General features: G+C 62.8%; 14 protein-coding genes. 2 read left to right on the top strand and 12 right to left on the bottom strand.

Translation table 11 applies throughout. The annotated features are described in order from the left end of the window. Nucleotides 1-94: 94 nt before the first annotated feature. From C3B78_RS08625 to C3B78_RS08615, 3 genes are read right to left on the bottom strand one after another with little or no spacing between them, the layout of a single operon-like run. A complete protein-coding gene (locus C3B78_RS08625; RefSeq protein ID WP_104997701.1) occupies nucleotides 95-1,243 on the bottom strand; it encodes an FAS1-like dehydratase domain-containing protein in 1,149 nt (382 codons plus the stop codon). Then, complete coding sequence (locus tag C3B78_RS08620; protein ID WP_104997700.1) at nucleotides 1,240-3,366, bottom strand: acetate--CoA ligase family protein; 2,127 nt, start codon at nucleotides 3,364-3,366, stop codon at nucleotides 1,240-1,242. Before C3B78_RS08620 ends, C3B78_RS08625 begins: the two co-directional genes overlap by 4 nt. Further along, on the bottom strand, nucleotides 3,367-3,963 hold the full coding sequence (locus C3B78_RS08615; RefSeq protein ID WP_104997699.1) for a VOC family protein: 597 nt from the start codon (nucleotides 3,961-3,963) through the stop codon (nucleotides 3,367-3,369). A gap of 119 nt (nucleotides 3,964-4,082) precedes the next feature. Between C3B78_RS08615 and C3B78_RS08610 the strand changes: the two genes are divergently transcribed. After that, nucleotides 4,083-4,904 carry an IclR family transcriptional regulator gene (locus C3B78_RS08610; protein WP_104997698.1) on the top strand — a complete coding sequence of 274 codons (822 nt, stop codon included), beginning with the start codon at nucleotides 4,083-4,085 and terminating at the stop codon, nucleotides 4,902-4,904. Here C3B78_RS08610 and C3B78_RS08605 read toward each other — a convergent pair. The 3 genes from C3B78_RS08605 to C3B78_RS08595 form a co-directional block, all read right to left on the bottom strand. After that, nucleotides 4,890-6,536, bottom strand: a complete 1,647-nt coding sequence (locus tag C3B78_RS08605; protein WP_158677220.1) for a CocE/NonD family hydrolase — start codon at nucleotides 6,534-6,536, stop codon at nucleotides 4,890-4,892. The two genes, C3B78_RS08610 and C3B78_RS08605, sit on opposite strands and share 15 nt — an antisense overlap. After that, nucleotides 6,493-7,749, bottom strand: coding sequence for a M24 family metallopeptidase (locus C3B78_RS08600; RefSeq protein ID WP_104997696.1), 1,257 nt, complete (start codon nucleotides 7,747-7,749; stop codon nucleotides 6,493-6,495). The genes C3B78_RS08605 and C3B78_RS08600 overlap by 44 nt, the downstream gene beginning before the upstream one ends. Before the next feature lie 244 nt (nucleotides 7,750-7,993). Beyond that, on the bottom strand, nucleotides 7,994-8,830 hold the full coding sequence (locus tag C3B78_RS08595) for a crotonase/enoyl-CoA hydratase family protein (RefSeq protein ID WP_104997695.1): 837 nt from the start codon (nucleotides 8,828-8,830) through the stop codon (nucleotides 7,994-7,996). 172 nt (nucleotides 8,831-9,002) lie between these two features. On the opposite strand from C3B78_RS08595, the gene C3B78_RS08590 reads away from it, so the two are divergent. After that, nucleotides 9,003-9,878, top strand: coding sequence for an isocitrate lyase/PEP mutase family protein (locus C3B78_RS08590; RefSeq protein WP_104187860.1), 876 nt, complete (start codon nucleotides 9,003-9,005; stop codon nucleotides 9,876-9,878). Nucleotides 9,879-10,046: 168 nt separating this feature from the next. Here C3B78_RS08590 and C3B78_RS08585 read toward each other — a convergent pair whose 3' ends face one another. From C3B78_RS08585 to C3B78_RS08560, 6 genes are all read right to left on the bottom strand, one after another. Next, nucleotides 10,047-10,862, bottom strand: a complete 816-nt coding sequence (locus C3B78_RS08585; RefSeq protein WP_104997694.1) for an enoyl-CoA hydratase/isomerase family protein — start codon at nucleotides 10,860-10,862, stop codon at nucleotides 10,047-10,049. Between the two features lie 208 nt (nucleotides 10,863-11,070). After that, the gene (locus C3B78_RS08580; RefSeq protein WP_157238383.1) at nucleotides 11,071-12,693 is read right to left on the bottom strand and encodes an FAD-dependent monooxygenase; all 1,623 of its coding nucleotides are present in this window, start codon (nucleotides 12,691-12,693) and stop codon (nucleotides 11,071-11,073) included. After that, the gene (locus C3B78_RS08575; RefSeq protein WP_158677219.1) at nucleotides 12,690-13,610 is read right to left on the bottom strand and encodes an SDR family NAD(P)-dependent oxidoreductase; all 921 of its coding nucleotides are present in this window, start codon (nucleotides 13,608-13,610) and stop codon (nucleotides 12,690-12,692) included. Before C3B78_RS08575 ends, C3B78_RS08580 begins: the two co-directional genes overlap by 4 nt. Continuing rightward, a complete protein-coding gene (locus C3B78_RS08570) occupies nucleotides 13,603-14,211 on the bottom strand; it encodes a nuclear transport factor 2 family protein (protein WP_158677218.1) in 609 nt (202 codons plus the stop codon). The genes C3B78_RS08575 and C3B78_RS08570 overlap by 8 nt, the downstream gene beginning before the upstream one ends. A gap of 24 nt (nucleotides 14,212-14,235) precedes the next feature. Further along, nucleotides 14,236-15,426, bottom strand: coding sequence for an acetyl-CoA C-acetyltransferase (locus tag C3B78_RS08565; RefSeq protein ID WP_104997690.1), 1,191 nt, complete (start codon nucleotides 15,424-15,426; stop codon nucleotides 14,236-14,238). Between the two features lie 42 nt (nucleotides 15,427-15,468). Further along, complete coding sequence (locus C3B78_RS08560) at nucleotides 15,469-16,212, bottom strand: NADPH-dependent F420 reductase (protein ID WP_104997689.1); 744 nt, start codon at nucleotides 16,210-16,212, stop codon at nucleotides 15,469-15,471. Between the last annotated feature and the right edge of the window lie 8 nt (nucleotides 16,213-16,220).

Genomic DNA, 16,220 nt, shown 5'->3' with positions numbered 1-16,220 from the left:
AACGCTAAGAGCCGCCGGGTCCTGACCGGCATGGCAATGGACGCCAATAAGGCGGGAAAATGCGTCAGCTATTCACGCTTCGACCGGACGTGGGTCAACTGCTCCGGGTCTCGGCCAGCGAGACGACCGCCACGGCACTCGTGGTCTCCACACCCAGTTGATTGATGGCCTTCATCGTGACCTCAGCGCACGCTCCGTGGGCCTCGTCCCGGAACACGCGGGTGACCTCGCCTCCGATCCACTGGGTGTCACCGAAGACACCGGGCTGTTTGATGCGCACCGAAAGCGATACGAGATCCGCGTCGTCCCCCATCCAGTTGGTCACGCAGTGTGCCATCCACGAGACGCGCTGATTGCCGTTGTCGTACGCTCCCGGCATGCCGATGGCGTGCGCCATGGCGGCGTCCTGGTGCCCCAGGCTTGGGAAGGGCTCGGAGAGGAAGTGCTCGGGACCGAGGTTCGTCGGCGCGCTTGGGTCCCCGTTCCTCACCCGCTCCTGTTGGCGCACGCGGGTCTCGACCCCGCGGTAGCCGGCGGTACCGATCGCTCCGGCATAGTACGCGGTCATGGTGATGAGGTCGAGTGGACCCTTGACGACCTGCGGTACAACATCGCCGACGGACACCGTCTCCGCGAAGCGCGTGCGCTGGCCGCGGATCTCCTCAGCCAGGATCGCGGCCCGGATCTGTTCCTTTTCCTCGTCCGTGTAGACATGGGGGTCGCGCGGTTCGTGCATGCGCTGGCCCTCGGAACTTCGAGCCACGCATACGATCGTATTGCGGACGATCCCGACAAGTTCCTCACCGACGAAGTAATCGGTGCGCCCCACCTGCTCCACCAGGCGACCGGAGCGGCGGCCCACGCGTTCACGGACGTTTTCGACGAAGGCGCGGGCGCGGACCCGCTCGCCCAGGCGTATCGGCCGGCGGAAGTCGAGGTCGGCATCAAGGTGGATAGCCTGGATGCCCTCCGACATCCCCATCGCGACTTCGGCGTCACACACGGAGTAGAGGAATGTGGGGGGTGCGATCCGGGTGCCGTGACGCGTTGTCTGCGCGTACGAATCCGACAGCCACAGCGGGTTCTCGTCACCGATCCCCCATGCGTAGTGGCGGATTGAGTCGGTGCTGGCCTCCTCGTTCCATTGCACAACGACGGCTGACTCACCAATGAAGCTCTTCATGTAGGCCACGTCTTCATCGGTGATCTGCTTTGCCGGCACGCCGGTAGTGGCGCTGGTCATGGTGTTGGTCCTGCCGAGGTGGTGTGGACCGACACAACGGCGTCGACGACAGTGACGGTTGCTGTTGCCGGGTCCGCGAGGATCGGATTGAACTCAAATTCGTGGATGTTCCCCTGCTGTTCCGCCCAGGCAAGAATGTCCATCACAGTAGTAGTGAGCGCGTCAAGGGTCTTCCCGCCGGCCTCCCCGCGCAGGCTGGTGGCCACCACTCGCGCGTCAGAGATGGCTTGGCGGACCTCGGGCCGGGACACCGGCAGCGGAAGGACACTGATATCGTCAATCGCCTCAGTCATACCGCCTCCCGCGCCGATGACGAGGACTGGACCGAACTCGGGATCGCGCCGGAGCCCTACGAGGACTTCGGTCTTCCCTGGCGCCATTGCCTGGACGGAGATCGTCGCGGCCTCCCCCTGGATGGATGTGAGATGGGAGGCTGCCGCGCGGGCGCTGTCGGAGTCATTGACGCCGATGAAGACGCCTCCGGCGTCGGCCTTGTGAAGGATCTCTGCATCATCGATTTTGATCGCTACAGGGAAGCCGATTTCCTCGGCAGCCCGGACGACGCCGTCGACATCACGGACGGCGCGGCTTGCCGGTACAGGAACACCGGACTTAGCCAGGGATCCGGCCACTTCGTGCCAGGTCAGGTTGCACATCCCGCCCGTTGTCACCGCCTTCAGCGCCGCCCCCACTAGTTCGCCGCGGTTGGCACGGGTGCTTTGGACCTGCGACCAGGAGGATGCGGCCGCGATGGCATCCAGTGCCCGTCCGGCTGTGGGCAGGGACAGAACTCCTGCATTGCGCAGGATGCCGGCCTGGGCCGCGGTGACCCGGTCGTCCTCGGACAGCGGGACTACCATGACACGAACTTCCGCCGGGATGGTCATCGCGGCGATGCCGGCCGCCAGCTCATCGAAGTCGTGCGCGAGCCGGGTCGCCGTCACGATGACCCATCCGCCGGACGTCGTGGCGAGAACCCGCTCAACGATGCGCAGGTAGTCAGCAGTTGTGGACTGTACTCCGACGTCGATGGGATTGCCGAGGTGATTGCTGCCCACCGCCTCGCCTATTGAGTGGAGCGCTTCCGGTTCAAGATCGCGGAACGCCAGGCCGCGGTCGTCGGCCAGGTCGTTCCAAAGCCCTACCTGGGCGCCGGAGGTGGTGACTACGGTCAACTCCTGGTCGCGGCCGGAGAGCCGCCCGTGGAAGACGTCGAAGGTCTCGGTCAGGTCAAGGAGCTGCTCCGGCGAGGTGCACACCATTCCGAAACGGTGGCGGAGGACGCTTAGAGCGACGCGGCCGCTGCCTGCGAGTTTGCCGGTATGGGACTGGGCGCTCATCGCGCCGCGGGTGGACCGGCCCAGCTTCAGGATGATGACCGGGATACCGCGATCCCCCGCAGCGGTTGCAGCGGCCTCGAGATCATCGTTTGCGCTGAAGCTCTCGACGATGCAGGTGAGGACATGCGTGTCCGGATCAGCGCCCAGCCACTGCGCCCAGTCGGTAAAGCCCGTCGAAATCTCGTTCCCGGAGCTGGCCCAGGCGCTCAATCCGCTGGCGCCGCGTGCGGCGAGGGACTGCATGAGCGCGTTTCCCAGTCCGCCGCTCTGGCTGAACATCGCCACGTGACCGGCCGGAATTGCACCACGTTGCAGGACAGATGAGAAGGTTGCGGTCAGTGACCGGCCAACGTGCATGAAGCCGATGCAGTTAGGGCCGATGAGTCGGGTAGTGCCCTTAGCCAATTCCGCACGGAGCAGCTCGTCGCGGTCATTCCGGCCGGTTTCACCGAAGCCGGCGGCGAACGCGACCGCGAAGGGGACGCCAAGCGCGACGCATTCGCGCAGATCCTCGATGACCCTGTCGGCGGGCCCCACGAGGACGGCGACGTCGGGCACCTCGGGGAGGTCGGAGAGCGTCTCCACCGTGGGTACACCGAGCACTTCCTTGTGCACGCTGCTGACCGCGTAGTACCGCCCCTCGAATCCGAGGCGGGATAGGTAATCGAGTGTCCGCCCTGAGGTCTTCCAGGGGTCCCGGGAGGGACCAACCACAGCTACACTCTCTGCCTTCAACGGGTTATCGATGCGCACGGGGCTCAAAACAGTCTTGCTCTCCAACATTTACATTCCTCCAGTCCGTCGCACGGTCGCCGGCCTTCGGGTAGCCGGAATTTCTATTGCCTCGACCACCACGCCGAGATCACGGTCGGTGTCAAAGTAGGCGAATCCGCCATCGCCGCCCTGGCCATAACCGCGCGCTGTTTGGGTAACCCGGTAGCCGGCTCCCTCCATAAGCGCGATCGCCGCATCCAGGTTGTCCACGAATACACCCAGGTGGTGGAGGCCGGTGCGGCCCTGCTCGGCGAACTCGTGGTAGATGCTTGGGCCGGCCAAGGGCTGGATGAGTTCGATCTGCGGATTGGAACCGCCCATGGCGAGGCGCATCGCGAAAGCACCTTCCTCGGCGCCAAAGCGCGACCAGGGCATGAACTCCTGGTCGTAGTGGTAACAATTCCACTCTTCGATGCCGAAGGCGCGTCCGTACAAGTCGATGGCCTCGTCGAGGTCCGACACGAGGATCCCCACCTGTCCCACGCTTCCGATTGGAACAGGACCTGCGGAATGGACCTCCGGGAGGCCTCCAAGGTCCTTCGCGGCGCCGGGCGTGGCACCGTTGCCACCATCCCCGAACTCTCTCTTTGTGATAGTTGCTTTCATAATGTAATAACTACGCTACCCTTCTGGCTGCTGTCAACGGATAAACTGCTGCCCCTGCGGGCAGGGACCCTTGTCGTGGCCTTGTGGCCCTTCTTTCGCCATGTGCGTATGATTTCCGCATGGCAAGTACAGCTAAGACAGCCGCTAAAACGTCCACCGACACCGAAGCACCGAAGGACTTGGTCCAGTCGGTTGCCCGTGCGCTCAACATCGTTGATGTCGTTGCGGCGTCGAAGGAGCCGATGCGGGCTCAGTCGATCGCGAGCGCAGTCAACCTGCACATTGCGACGACGTCGCATTTGCTGGCGACACTTGTACATGCCGGTTACCTGGAACGTAACGAGCGCACCTACAAGCTCGCTGCCGGGAAAATTCTGGATCTAAGTTCGCGGGTGGAAGAGGACTGGCGTCCCTCTCCGCTGGCACTCCGTCTCCTGAAAATGGTGGTTGAAGCGACTGGCGAAAGCGCCTACTTGTCCGCATGGCAGGGAGGCACCGTCACCGTGGTTGCCGTGGAGGAAGGCAGCCACGCCGTCAGGGTGGCCGACCTGCGGGTCGGTGTTTCCGGCGACATCCATGCACGCGCCTCCGGGAAGGCACTCCTCGCCTTCGGTCCGGATTTACAAATGGAACGGGTCCGCTCCGTCGAGGGTGAACTCACCAGACGAACCGAACACACGATCACCACCCTTCCTGAATTCCTGGCCGATCTTGAGTTGACCAGGTCACGTGGTTACGCACTGGACCACCAGGAATACGTCCTGGGCGTCTGTGGCATGGCAGTTCCAATCTTCGAAGGATCGCAGCGCCCCCGCACCGCATTGTCGATTACGGTCCCGCTTCATCGCTTTACCAACGAGGAGCACTTCCAGCAGTGCCTCGATGCCCTGATGGAAGCCCGCCGCCTGGACGACGAAGAAGGCGACTCACCCCAGCCCTAATACGTCAAGTTCCAGTACGGGCCCCTCCTCCGCACAAACGTTCAAGGATGTCCGGGGCCCGTCCTCCAAGCGGGGGAAATCCGACGTGGCAAGGTAGGCGCACAAACGCATGCCTTTCGCCACGCGAACCGAAGTGGAACCCAAATTCACGCTGATTGACTCCGCGTTTCCATCGCCCGTCCTGCTGTACGACGATCCCTCGCACAGCAACTCAGGGGCACCTGTACTGTCGAGCGTTGCCAGCTTGACGACGACCGGCGTCGGGCCAGCAGCGGTCACTTTGATAAGGCACGTAACAGTGCCCATGATTTCGATATCGTCATCCAGTGGCTCCGAAACGAAGGCGTGCACGTCCTTATGGGCATGCAATGCCTCCAACAAGCGCGGACCTGAGTTCGCACCCACTTTGTAGCCGGGGAAAAATGTCCGCCCGCCGATCGTCGGGACGGGGGAATCCACTGACGACGCCGTCCGGGCAGCCATGATGGCCGTGGGATCCTCTGTGTTGCTGGGGCGCAGTCGAAGTTGCACCCGCTCGGCGCCCTCAGGCGGCCAGCTTGAGAAGCACCGCCATTCATCAGCTCCCATGGAGAAAACAGTCACAGGATGCTCAGAGTGGTTGCGCCCATCACGCACTTCCTCCAGCCAACCAAGTTGGAGCGACGTCGGGTCAAGGCTGTCGAACGAAGATGCCGGCCCGAACGAGTGGGCCGGGAACCAGCCGCCCATCAGGCCATGCGCCCAAGGTCCTATCAGGAGTCGATCATGGGCGTTCCTCGTGCCGGCGGCCTCCCGGCGGACAAAACTGGCTACCGTTCCCGGAAGGAAAATGTCGAACCATCCTCCGATGACGAAAGCTGGCACTTCAACCCGCCCGGCCAGCTCGGGATCCACCAGGGAACGGCTTCTATCCCGCCAGTCCTGCAGATAGGGCGCGAAATCACCGGCCTCCTCGAGCAGTTGGTGGAAGGTGCGGATGCGCACCTCTGCGACGTTCCGCTCCAAGGCTGCGATCCGCGGCCGGCTTTCCTCATCGATTCGGCTGCTCGCCAGGAGAACTGATACCCAGTGTGCAAGGAATCCCAACACGACGTTGTCATCCTCATAAAGCCAGCCGGAATGGACGTCGTCAGCGGTCACAGCGGGAACGATGCCAATGAGGCCTTCAGGGTTCGTCGCTGCCGCCAACCATTGGCTGAGACCTACGTACGAGCCGCCCACCATACCCACGTTGCCGTCGGACCATAACTGTTCACGTACCCATTGGATAGTGTCCACACCATCGTCGGCTTCATTCACAAAAGGCACGAACTGGCCTTCGCTCCGGAACCGTCCCCGTACGTCCTGAACCACCACCACCCATCCGCACTCCACGGCGCGCAAAACGTTAATCCACGTGTTGGCATGTGCTGGGTCATCTTTGCAGTAAGGCGTCCGTATCAGCACTGTGGAGCGGGGTTCCCCCTCACTTGGCCGATACACATCTGCGGAGAGAGTAACGCCGTCGCGCATTTTGATAGGGACATGCTTTTCAACTATGAGCTTCATGGCAACCTTCGCTGTGTTGCTTCCACATCGGCTGGGATGCTCACCCGGCGGTTTGGACCATGTCGAGGCGCGGGTAGTGGTCAAGCAGTTCCGCACCGTTGGCCGTGACGACAACGAGGTTCTCGAGACGTACACCTCCCACCCGGTGCTCCCCTTCGATCCCTTCGATGGCAATGACCATGCCTTCTTTGATCTCCTCAGGATGGGCAAGTGACCACGAGCGCGTGATAGTCGGCGGGTTGTAGTGGATTGCCCGCGATCCTGCGTTGACGAGGCCGATCCCGTGTCCGAGTTCGATGCTGAAGCATTCCGCCTCGGACGGAAAGCCGAGGTCTTCCGCGGGTGCAAGTACGGCGGCCACGTCAGCCGTGCTGGCGCCTGGTTTCATGAGCGACATGGCCAGATCCAGGCGGTCCGTCAGCTTCGTGTAGGAGGAGCGCTCGGCTGAGGTGGGAGCGCGGCCGACGACGTACTGGCGGTAGAGGCACGCCGTGTACCCCATGTAGGAAGTTCCGCAGGTGAGCAGGTACGCGAGATCGCCATGCTCAACGATGCGGTCTCCGCCGCTGATCCCCCGGGGGAATGACAGCGGACCGGAGAGCAGACGGGCAGCCCCCACTTCCGCGCCGGCATCTTCGATGGCGCGGCGGGCCATCAAGGCAATCTGGGCCTGCTTGGTTCCGGGCCGCAACGCGGCCCGTGTCGCCTCGAAGCCTGCAGTGCTCAAGCTCGCTGCCATCGAGATACAGGAAATTTCGTCAGCTGTCTTGATCGTTGAGCATTCGAGCAGCAGCGGGAGCCCGGGGATCGTCTCGATTCCGGCATCGGCCAGCGCATTCATGCCTGGCTCATCGATTTCGCTGACTGCGAGACGCTCGCCCGCGAGGGAACGTGCGGCGAGCTCATCGCGAATCTGTGCCGCGAAAACAGCTGACAGTTCGGCAATGGCAGAACTGGGCGCCACACCGCCAAGCCAGGAGATGGCTGGGCGCCAGTGCTTGATCCAGGGAGCCTGGTCGGGCATTTGCTGGAGTGATCCCGCCGGCGCGAACACGATTGGTTCGTCGTCTGCGAAGAACAGTGCGTAGCCGACCTGGAGCGAGAATTCCCCCCACCAAAAACCCGTCAGATAACGCACATTGTCCGCGCCAGTGAGCAGCAGCGCCGGTATGCCCTTCGAACGCATCAGTGCCCGCATACGGTCAGCGCGTTCACGGCGCATCCGGTCGAGATCAACGCCTACGTGCAGTTCTGTACGCGCCGGTCCGAAGTGCAATTTCTGGTGGTTTTCGGGCATCGTTGCCTTGGCCTTTCATTTTTTGTGCTGAACGGTGGTCCCGCGGCTATCGAGGCGTCGTCCGCGGCGATGCGGTCGGGCCTTCCGGGAGCCACGGGCGTCCCGTAGAAGTTCGGGAAGCCCACCGGATATCCGTTGTCAGTGATCATCCGACGTTTGTTCTGAGATAACGCTAAGAGCCGGCGGACCTTGAGCGACACGGCATAGGACGCCAATGACGTAGGAAGCCATGCCAGAATACTGATTACGGTGCTTCAGTGGCCCGCGTTGCCTGTGCAGCGGCAACCCATGCCGGGTCGCGCCGTTCCACGAAAGCCAGGGCGCCCTCACGTGCTTCCGGTCCGCTTCGCAAGGGAGCAACGATTTCTTCCTGGGCAGCGAAGCGCGCCTCCGCCGCCGCATACCGCGACTCCGTAATGATGCGCTTGGCGGTCTTCATTGCCACGGGGCCGTTGAGCTGGATTTTCCCGGCGAGTTCGAGCGCGGTGTCGAGCGCTTTGCCCGGGTCCGTCAGCCTGTTGATGAGGCCGAGCTCGGCGAGGCGTGCCGCAGTGATGGGCTCCCCCAGCAGCGCCAGTTCCATTGCGATGTGATAGGGCATACGGTCCGGCAGGCGGAGCAGCCCGCCGCCGGCTGCGATGAGTCCCCGTTTTACCTCGGGCAGGGCAAACGACGCCGTTGAGCTGGCGACGATCAAGTCGCATGCAAGGGCAAGCTCAAATCCTCCCGCGTAGGCGTAGCCCTCGACGGCGGCAATGACAGGTTTCACCGGCGGCCGGCGGGTGATGCCGGCGAAGCCGCGTCCGTCGATGACCGGGACATCCCCTGCTGCAACCGATACGAGGTCGGCGCCGGCCGAGAAATATCCGCCTGCACCGGTGAGGATGGCGATGCTGGCAGAATCATCGGCATCAAATTCATCGAACGCGGCCGCAAGCGCGAGGGCGGTGGGCCGGTCAATCGCGTTGCGCTTGTGCGGACGGGTGATCGTTATGACGCGAACTCCTCCGGAGTTGCTGACGTGAACGCTCGGTTCATTGGTGTTGTTGCTTACTGCCTCTTGGGGCTTGGTCTGTTGCATGGTCTTCCTTTGGATCGTTTGATGAGGAGAGAGCAACACGGTGCTGACTCCCTTGTTGGCATATTTCAAATAGTGAATGTAGTTAGCGTGATACGATAGTAACACCGCTACGTTCCGCGAAAACTCTTTCCCGTCGTAGCCATAAACTCCGACGAAAAGAAGGGAAAAGCCCATGAAACCCGCACAAAGACTCCGGGAACTGCTTGCGGACTCCAAAATGATCATCGCGCCGGGAGCCTACGATGCACTCTCGGCGAAGATGATTGAGCAAGCCGGCTTCGACGTCGTGCTCATCGCCGGCGGCACCTACTCCAACTTCCACTACGGGGTGCCGGATAACGGCTTTATTTCCCAGGGCGAACTCATCGAGGCCGGCAGGCGCATCACGGCAATCACCGATCTGCCACTCATTCTCGACTTCGATGATGCAGGAGGATCACCTCTCCAAGCCTTCCGCGGCGTCCAGCTTGCCGAGCAAGCCGGCGTCGCAGCCCTGCTCGTCGAAGACATGGTGCCCGCAACGAAGCACTTTTGGACACCCAAAGACGGCGGAGAGCGCTGGAAGCCGCAACTCAAACTTCGCAGCGTCGAGGAGATGAGCAACATCATCCGTGCCTGCGTGGAAGCCCGGACGTCCCCGGACACGGTGATCGTTGCCCGCTCGGATGCCAGCCGCTTTGGCTTCGACAATCTCGCTGAGCGCATGGCTGCTTATTCTGCCGCCGGCGCAGACATGCTCTATCCGTGCGGCTATCCCCTTCTCGACTTGCCCAAGCTCTCGGCAGTCGTCCCTGGCAAGTACGTCATGGTGACCGTGAAGAATCCAACCCTAGAGGAGCGCCAGGAACTCGAAGACGCCGGCGTGAAGATGCTGCTGGTCATCAACACCGTGAACGGGGCCGTGGCAGGCTTCCGCGAGAACCTGTCCCTCCTGGCGCGTGGTGAGTTGCTCGAGGGTGAAGCAGAAGGCGGCGCCTACCTGCCCATCATGGAAGCAATCGATGCGGCAGAGTGGGCCCGCCGTGCCCGCCACTTCGGTTATTCCTGACAGATCTTTCAGACGCAACCGTTCCCGGCCGGGCTTTGGTTCCTGCCAGGAACGGTTTCGTTGTTTACAGCGATTCGCGTGGCGAACATCCCACGCCCTTGGTCAGCGCAGCTAAACAAGAGCAGAAAGCGCCGACGACATCTCAAGTCGTCGGCGCTTCCGTTTGCGTCAGGCGGGAGTCTTGACGCCCGCGGCGAGTTCCGGTCCGGTGAGCGGAGTCGGATTCCAGCCTTCGCCCATGGCAACAAGACCTTCGGTCATCATTCCGTGGCTGACCGCGTCATTCATGGTCTTCTTGAGCTCGTTCACCATCAGCATCCGGGTGGAACGCAGCGTCAGCGTAGGCTTCGCAGCCAGCATCCGTGCGAGTTCGTATGCCCTCGCAACTACCTGATCCTTGGGCACCACTTCGTTCACGGCACCCCATTCGTAGGCCTGCTGCGCAGTGATCTCCTGTCCGGTGAGGTGGAAGTACCGACCGCGGTTCAAACCAATAACCAGCGGCCAGATAATCTGCATCCCGTCGCCGGGAATGTTTCCCTGGGAGAAGTGTGCATGATCGGCGAATACGGCATCCTCGGAAGCGATGACGATGTCGCAGAGCAGCGCCTGCTCGTTGTGATACCTTGCGGGACCGTTCACTGCGGCGATCATCGGGACTTCGATGTCGAGGTGGCCCAGCACAAGGCGCTTGGCGTCGTGATGGAGGCCGAGCCAGATTTCGGGCGTGACCCAGTTCTTGTTTTCAATTGGGGCTTCCTTGTCGATGAAGGTGTCGCCCGCCCCGGTGATGATGACAACGCGGTTGCCCCGGTCCCTGCTGATGTCATCCCAAAGCGATGAAACATTGTCATGGACTCCTACACCCCAGACCACGTCGCTGCCATCCGTGTGGAACGTGACAAGCAGAATGCCGTCTTCATCTCGTTCCAGTTTGATGTGCTGGTACTTGTCCTTGTAGTCATCAAACGTTATCCACGCCATCGTGAATCTCCTTATTTCTGTGATTGGGCGATGAGTTGCGGCTACATCACGACTTGTCCGGCCACTGACCGTACTCTCGTAATATGAACCATATATACAAATAGCGCGAGTTCTCAATAGTAGAGATGGAAAAACTGCGCCAGGAATAGCGGTGTGTTCGTGCGGTGCCCTCAACCTCCCGGCGGCGGCAGGTCGAGCTCTCCCGGGATCATGCAGCGGTCGTCCGGCCAGCGTATGCAAGCAGTGCACGCTCGGCAGCGCCGGGGTCGCTGCCGTCCAAGCGGGCAAGTACGTGACCGTCGGGCCGTACAAGGATGGCTTCGTCCCCGTTAACGCGGTAAGCGGCCGCCCACTCAGCCTCGGCAGCAACGAAGTCCCCCAAGTGCCCGAAGGTCACCGAGCTGTAGGGAATGCCGTGGATCTCTGCCCGCCGCGCCGCCTCCCGTGCAGGCTCCGAATTGGGGCGCGCAAGAATGGTTAGTTCACGTCCGAACAGGTCAAGCGTGGAGACAGTGGCCTCGGCGTTAAGCCAGACATGCGGTGCGCGTTCACCCACGGCAGCAGTGGGGGTGAACGTTCCCACGGGCCAGCCGGCATCGGGTGACGTGGCTCCGGCAACCGCTCCCCGGTCATAGCGGAATCCGATGTCCAGGCCGGGGTGTACGAAGTTTTCCGGCCGGAAGGAGCGCGGGCCTTCATCGGCGTTGCCAACAATGGAGCGGAAGTTGCGAACAGCTTCGGCCATGTTGAACACTGCGACTGGCCGCCGCTCCACTTCGTAGGTCTCCAGGAGGGCGGGATCCGCCCAGCCCTTGAGGACGGCTGCCAGCTTCCATGCGATGTTGTGGACGTCCTGGATGCCGGTGTTCTGGTTGAACCCGCCGTAAGGAGGCATGACGTGCACCGCGTCTCCGGCGAGCAGGATCCGGCCGGACTGGTAGCGGTCGGCCACCCAGGCGCCCACGGTCCAGGTCCGGGCGTCCATCAATTCCACCGACTCATCGGGATCCCCGATCGCGTCGCGTATTTGCGTCGTCCAGTCGATGTCTTCGAAGGGCATCCTGTCCATGACCAGTGGGCGGCCCAGCATCGCCACGCGGTCGGTCGCGTCCACGGGAGCGATCACCACAGCCCCGATCGTGTCCGGATTATCGAGATAGATGAAGCTGGACGGGTCGCCCGTGCGTCGCTGGATGACAGGCGACCGGAACAGCACACTCACCGCTGTCTGCAGGTCCTGATCCCCGGTGCTCCCGATCCCCAAGGCGGTGCGCACCTGGCTGGCGGCGCCGTCGGCTGCGATCACATACTTTGCGGCGACGACTTCGGGGCCCTTGTCACTGGTGATGGACACGAGAACCTCTGCCCCTGTGTCGTTCACCGTCGACACAGTCTTGCCGAACTGGAGGGTGACGCTGTCCTCGGCCTGCGCCGCGTCAACGAGGATCGGCTCAAGCGCGTCCTGGGAGCACAGAACTACGTCCAGCGTCTCCGGACCGAGGCTGGTGTCCGCGGGTCCACTCGCATGCGCGTTGCTGGTGACGACTGAGCGCCACGGTGATACGGCATCGCTTCCGAGCAGGCGGCGTGGTCCACCGGGAAGCGCCGCTGCCCGCACTTCTTCGGTGAGGCCTAGCTCGCGAAATACCTCCATGGTGCGGCAACTGACCGCCCGGGACCTGGGGTGGCGCGACCGCTCGGTCCGTCGCTCGACCACGAGCGTGTCGACGCCGAACCGTCCCAGAAGGATCGCCGCCGAAAGCCCGACCGGACCGGCTCCAATAATCACGACGTCGACGCTGCGCTTCGCGGGTTCGTTCCGCTGGTTCACTGGCTGACTCCTGCAAACTCCGTCAGTTCGGGCTCTGTGCTGCGGGAGTCCATGTACGTCAGTTGGCCGCACGGCTGCATCCTGGAGCGCAGCACATCATCGAACGCCGCGCTGACATCAAGGGGCGTCCATGTCTCGCGGGTGAGGGCGGAGTCGACGATGGCGGGGTGCGACAGCAGCATCAGGTCATGCCCGTTCGCAAAGCGGACTACCTGGCCGTTTACTCCCTTGCTGAGATCGGACAGGAGATAGAGAACCACTGGAGCGTTCGTGGAAGGCGGCGGCGCAACAGGGTTTCCGCCAAAGAATTTCGTGTACGCCTCGGTTCCTGCCGTCATCATCGGTGTGTCGGCGTGGGGCGCCATGGCGTTGACCCGGATTTCTCCACCTTCGGCGCCGAACTCGGTGGCCCAAGCGAAGGTCAAGGAGGCGATCGCCGCCTTGGCTGCGGCATAGGCGCTCATCATCCGAAGACCCACAACCGCGCCCGAGGTCACGTTGACAATCGACCCCTTTCCCTCCATGGCTGCGAGACCGTGGACTGACATGAAGTAAGTACCGCAGACGTTGATGTCGACGTGGCGGCGAATGTGCTCGTGGGTCTCCTGCCCGGCAGTCACGGTCTCCAGGTAGCCGGCGTTGTTGACCAGGCCGTCCAGCTTCCCGAAGCGCTCCACCGCAGCAGCGACCAGCCGCTGGCAACTGTCCCAATCGGTGACGTCCGCCGCGACGGCTAATGCTTCGCCGCCCTCGCGGTTGATTGACTCCGCCACGGCCTCGGCGCTTGCGGCATTGATGTCGGAGACAACCACTCGGGCGCCTTCCGCTGCGGCTGCGCGTGCATACGCCTCGCCGAGTCCGCGGCCGGCGCCGGTAATGAGGACGTGCTTTCCAGCGAGGATTTGATCGCTAGTCATTAAGATGCTCCTTTGCATTCGTAGTCTGGACCGGGGCTGCTTTTCCCCAATCCGTGGCATAGGTCGGGTCGTGCGGATAGCGGTCGCCGAAGTTGGACGTGGGCGGAATGCCGAACAGCTCGGCGACGTCCGCTTCCGGAGCGAGTCTTTGCGCCCCGTCCCACACGCAAGTCCTCGCGAGCACCTTCCACTCCCCCTGGCGCCGCTCGCACAGATCCCGGTAACGGCCCAAAAGAAGGTCGGTAGGGCCGCCGTCGGCCGGTATGGCCAGGTAGATAAACGCCGTTTCACGCCTGGCCTGGTTGCCGTTCAATTCAATGAGTATGTTGGTTACGTAGTGACTGGCCTTGTGGGCGGACTCCCGCCGCATGGAATACGCCCAGTCGCAGAAATCATGGGACAGGCCCACGAACATGCCATGATCTTCAGTCGCTTCAGGCCAGTAGGTGGACTTCACCAGGTCAAGGTCCTTGCGGTCCATGCCCCGGCAATAGCGGATCATGTTCTCGTTCAACTCCTGCTTGGCAACAAGGACCCGAAGTTGCTGCAGTTCGGCGGCCCAGTCCGCCGTGTTGCCGTTTTTCGACGCAGCCTCCTTCATGAGCTCAAATACTTCAGTCATCTATCAGCTCAGGGACAGGAGCAGTGCCTCGCCCTGCCCGCCTCCACCGCAGAGGGCCACCACGGCCTTGCCCCTTCCGCGGCGTTGGAGTTCGTACACGGCCGAGACGACGACTCGTGCCCCCGAGGCGCCGATGGGGTGTCCGAGAGCAATGGCACCGCCGTTGACGTTGACCCTGTCCATCCCAATTCCGAGCTGCGCCGCCGAGTGGAGCGCCACGGAAGCGAACGCTTCGTTGATCTCCACGAGGTCCAGCTCCCCCGCAGTCCAACCTGCGGCTCCAAGCGCCTTCGCTATGGCCTGGGCTGGTTTGTCCGGCAGTGATGTGTCGGGGCCGGCGATCTGACCGTGGGCCCCTAGTACCGCCACGACCTCTAAGCCGTGGGCTTCCGCATAGCCGCGCGTGGTCAGGACGACGGCGGCAGCGCCATCCGTGAGCGGTGAGGCGTTGCCGGCCGTGACGGTACCCGCGGGGGAGAACGCCGGGCGAAGTTTGCTGAGGGACTCCTCATTGCTGTCCGGCCGGACGCCCTCGTCGCTGCCTGCCAGTTCAGGCCCTCCCCGGCGACGCGGCACTTTGACCGGAACTATTTCCTTATCGAAGTACCCTGAACCTTGGGCCGCTGCTGCCCGCCGGTGGGAGTCTGCAGCGGCCTTGTCCTGCTCGGCCCGTCCGATGCCGAGCAAGTCATTGGCACGATCAGTGTTGAGGCCCATTGACTCTTGGTCGAAGGCATCGGTGAGTCCGTCGCGGGCAAGGGCGTCTGTCAGCACTGCATCCCCGTAGAGATGCCCTGCCCGGGAACCGCGAAGCAGGTGCGGGGCATTACTCATCGATTCCTGTCCCCCTGCGATGACCACTTCCGCTTCTCCAAGCTGGAGCAGCCGGCTGGCTTCGATGATCGCGCTCAGCCCGGACAGGCACACCTTATTCACGGTGACGGCGTGGGCACTCAGCGGTATCCCCCCGGCTACCGCTGCCTGCCGTGCAGGGTTCTGGCCGGCCCCTGCCTGGATCACATGGCCCATGACAACGGCGTCAACAGCATCAGCACTAATGCCTGCCCTGTCCAAAGCGGCAGCGATTGCAACCCCGCCGAGCTCGACGGCGGAAACCGTGGCGAGCTGGCCCATCATCCGGCCCTGGGGAGTCCGGGCAGCCCCGACGATGACTACATCTTCTTTGAGGTTCACTACTGCTCCTTGGCCTGCGGCCGACGGTGATTTGTCACGAGTTCAGCTGTAGATGGCCCGATGCAGTCGGACAAGGTAGTCCGCAGTGACTTTCGAATAGTCCGGGAACCGTTCCATGATGGCTGCAAGCGCGATGTCCCGTCGCTGCGGCAGCCGGGCCTTCTCAGCGGCAGCAAGGGCCTCCCGTAGCGTCTCGCGCGTGAAGTCGGTGCAGTAGCTGGGCGCTCCGGGCTGCTGGCGCCAGGAGTCCGCCAGGGATCCGGCGTCGACCGCGTCAAACCCGGTCTCCTCGACGAGGGCCATTGCTACCGCCTTGTCGCGATCGCGATCCGCGGCCACAGGGATGGCAATCCGTTCGGGATCCCCATCTTTTCTTCCATAGGCCTCGAATGACTCGGCCGTGATGGCGTTCCAGGCCTTCGCAACCGGGCGCCCGAGCTGCTCGGTAATCCAGACGCTTTCGACCTGCCCGTCTTCCAAGGCTTCCACCCGCCCATCACGCAGGGGGTAGTAGTTGGACGTGTCGATGATGACGGCGTTGGCCGGGAGGTCGGTGATAAGGGTTCTAACCTCGGGCATCCGGCTGAGCGGCATGGACGTGATGAGGACATCGACGTCGGTGACAGCGCTGCTTGCTTCTACTGGTCGTGCCCCCGATGCCACAATGTCGGAACTGATGGTTTCGGGGCCACGGGAATTCGCAACCTTAACATCATGGCCGGCTCCACTCAATTTGCGGGCGAGTGTCGCGCCTATCGAACCTGCTCCTAGAATGCCGATCTTCATGAGAATCC

The sequence above is a fragment of the Arthrobacter sp. PGP41 genome, assembly GCF_002953935.1.
Taxonomy (GTDB): Bacteria; Actinomycetota; Actinomycetes; order Actinomycetales; family Micrococcaceae; genus Arthrobacter.
Note: the sequence above shows the minus strand (reverse complement) of the source record. Positions and strands in the feature narration are given on the sequence as shown.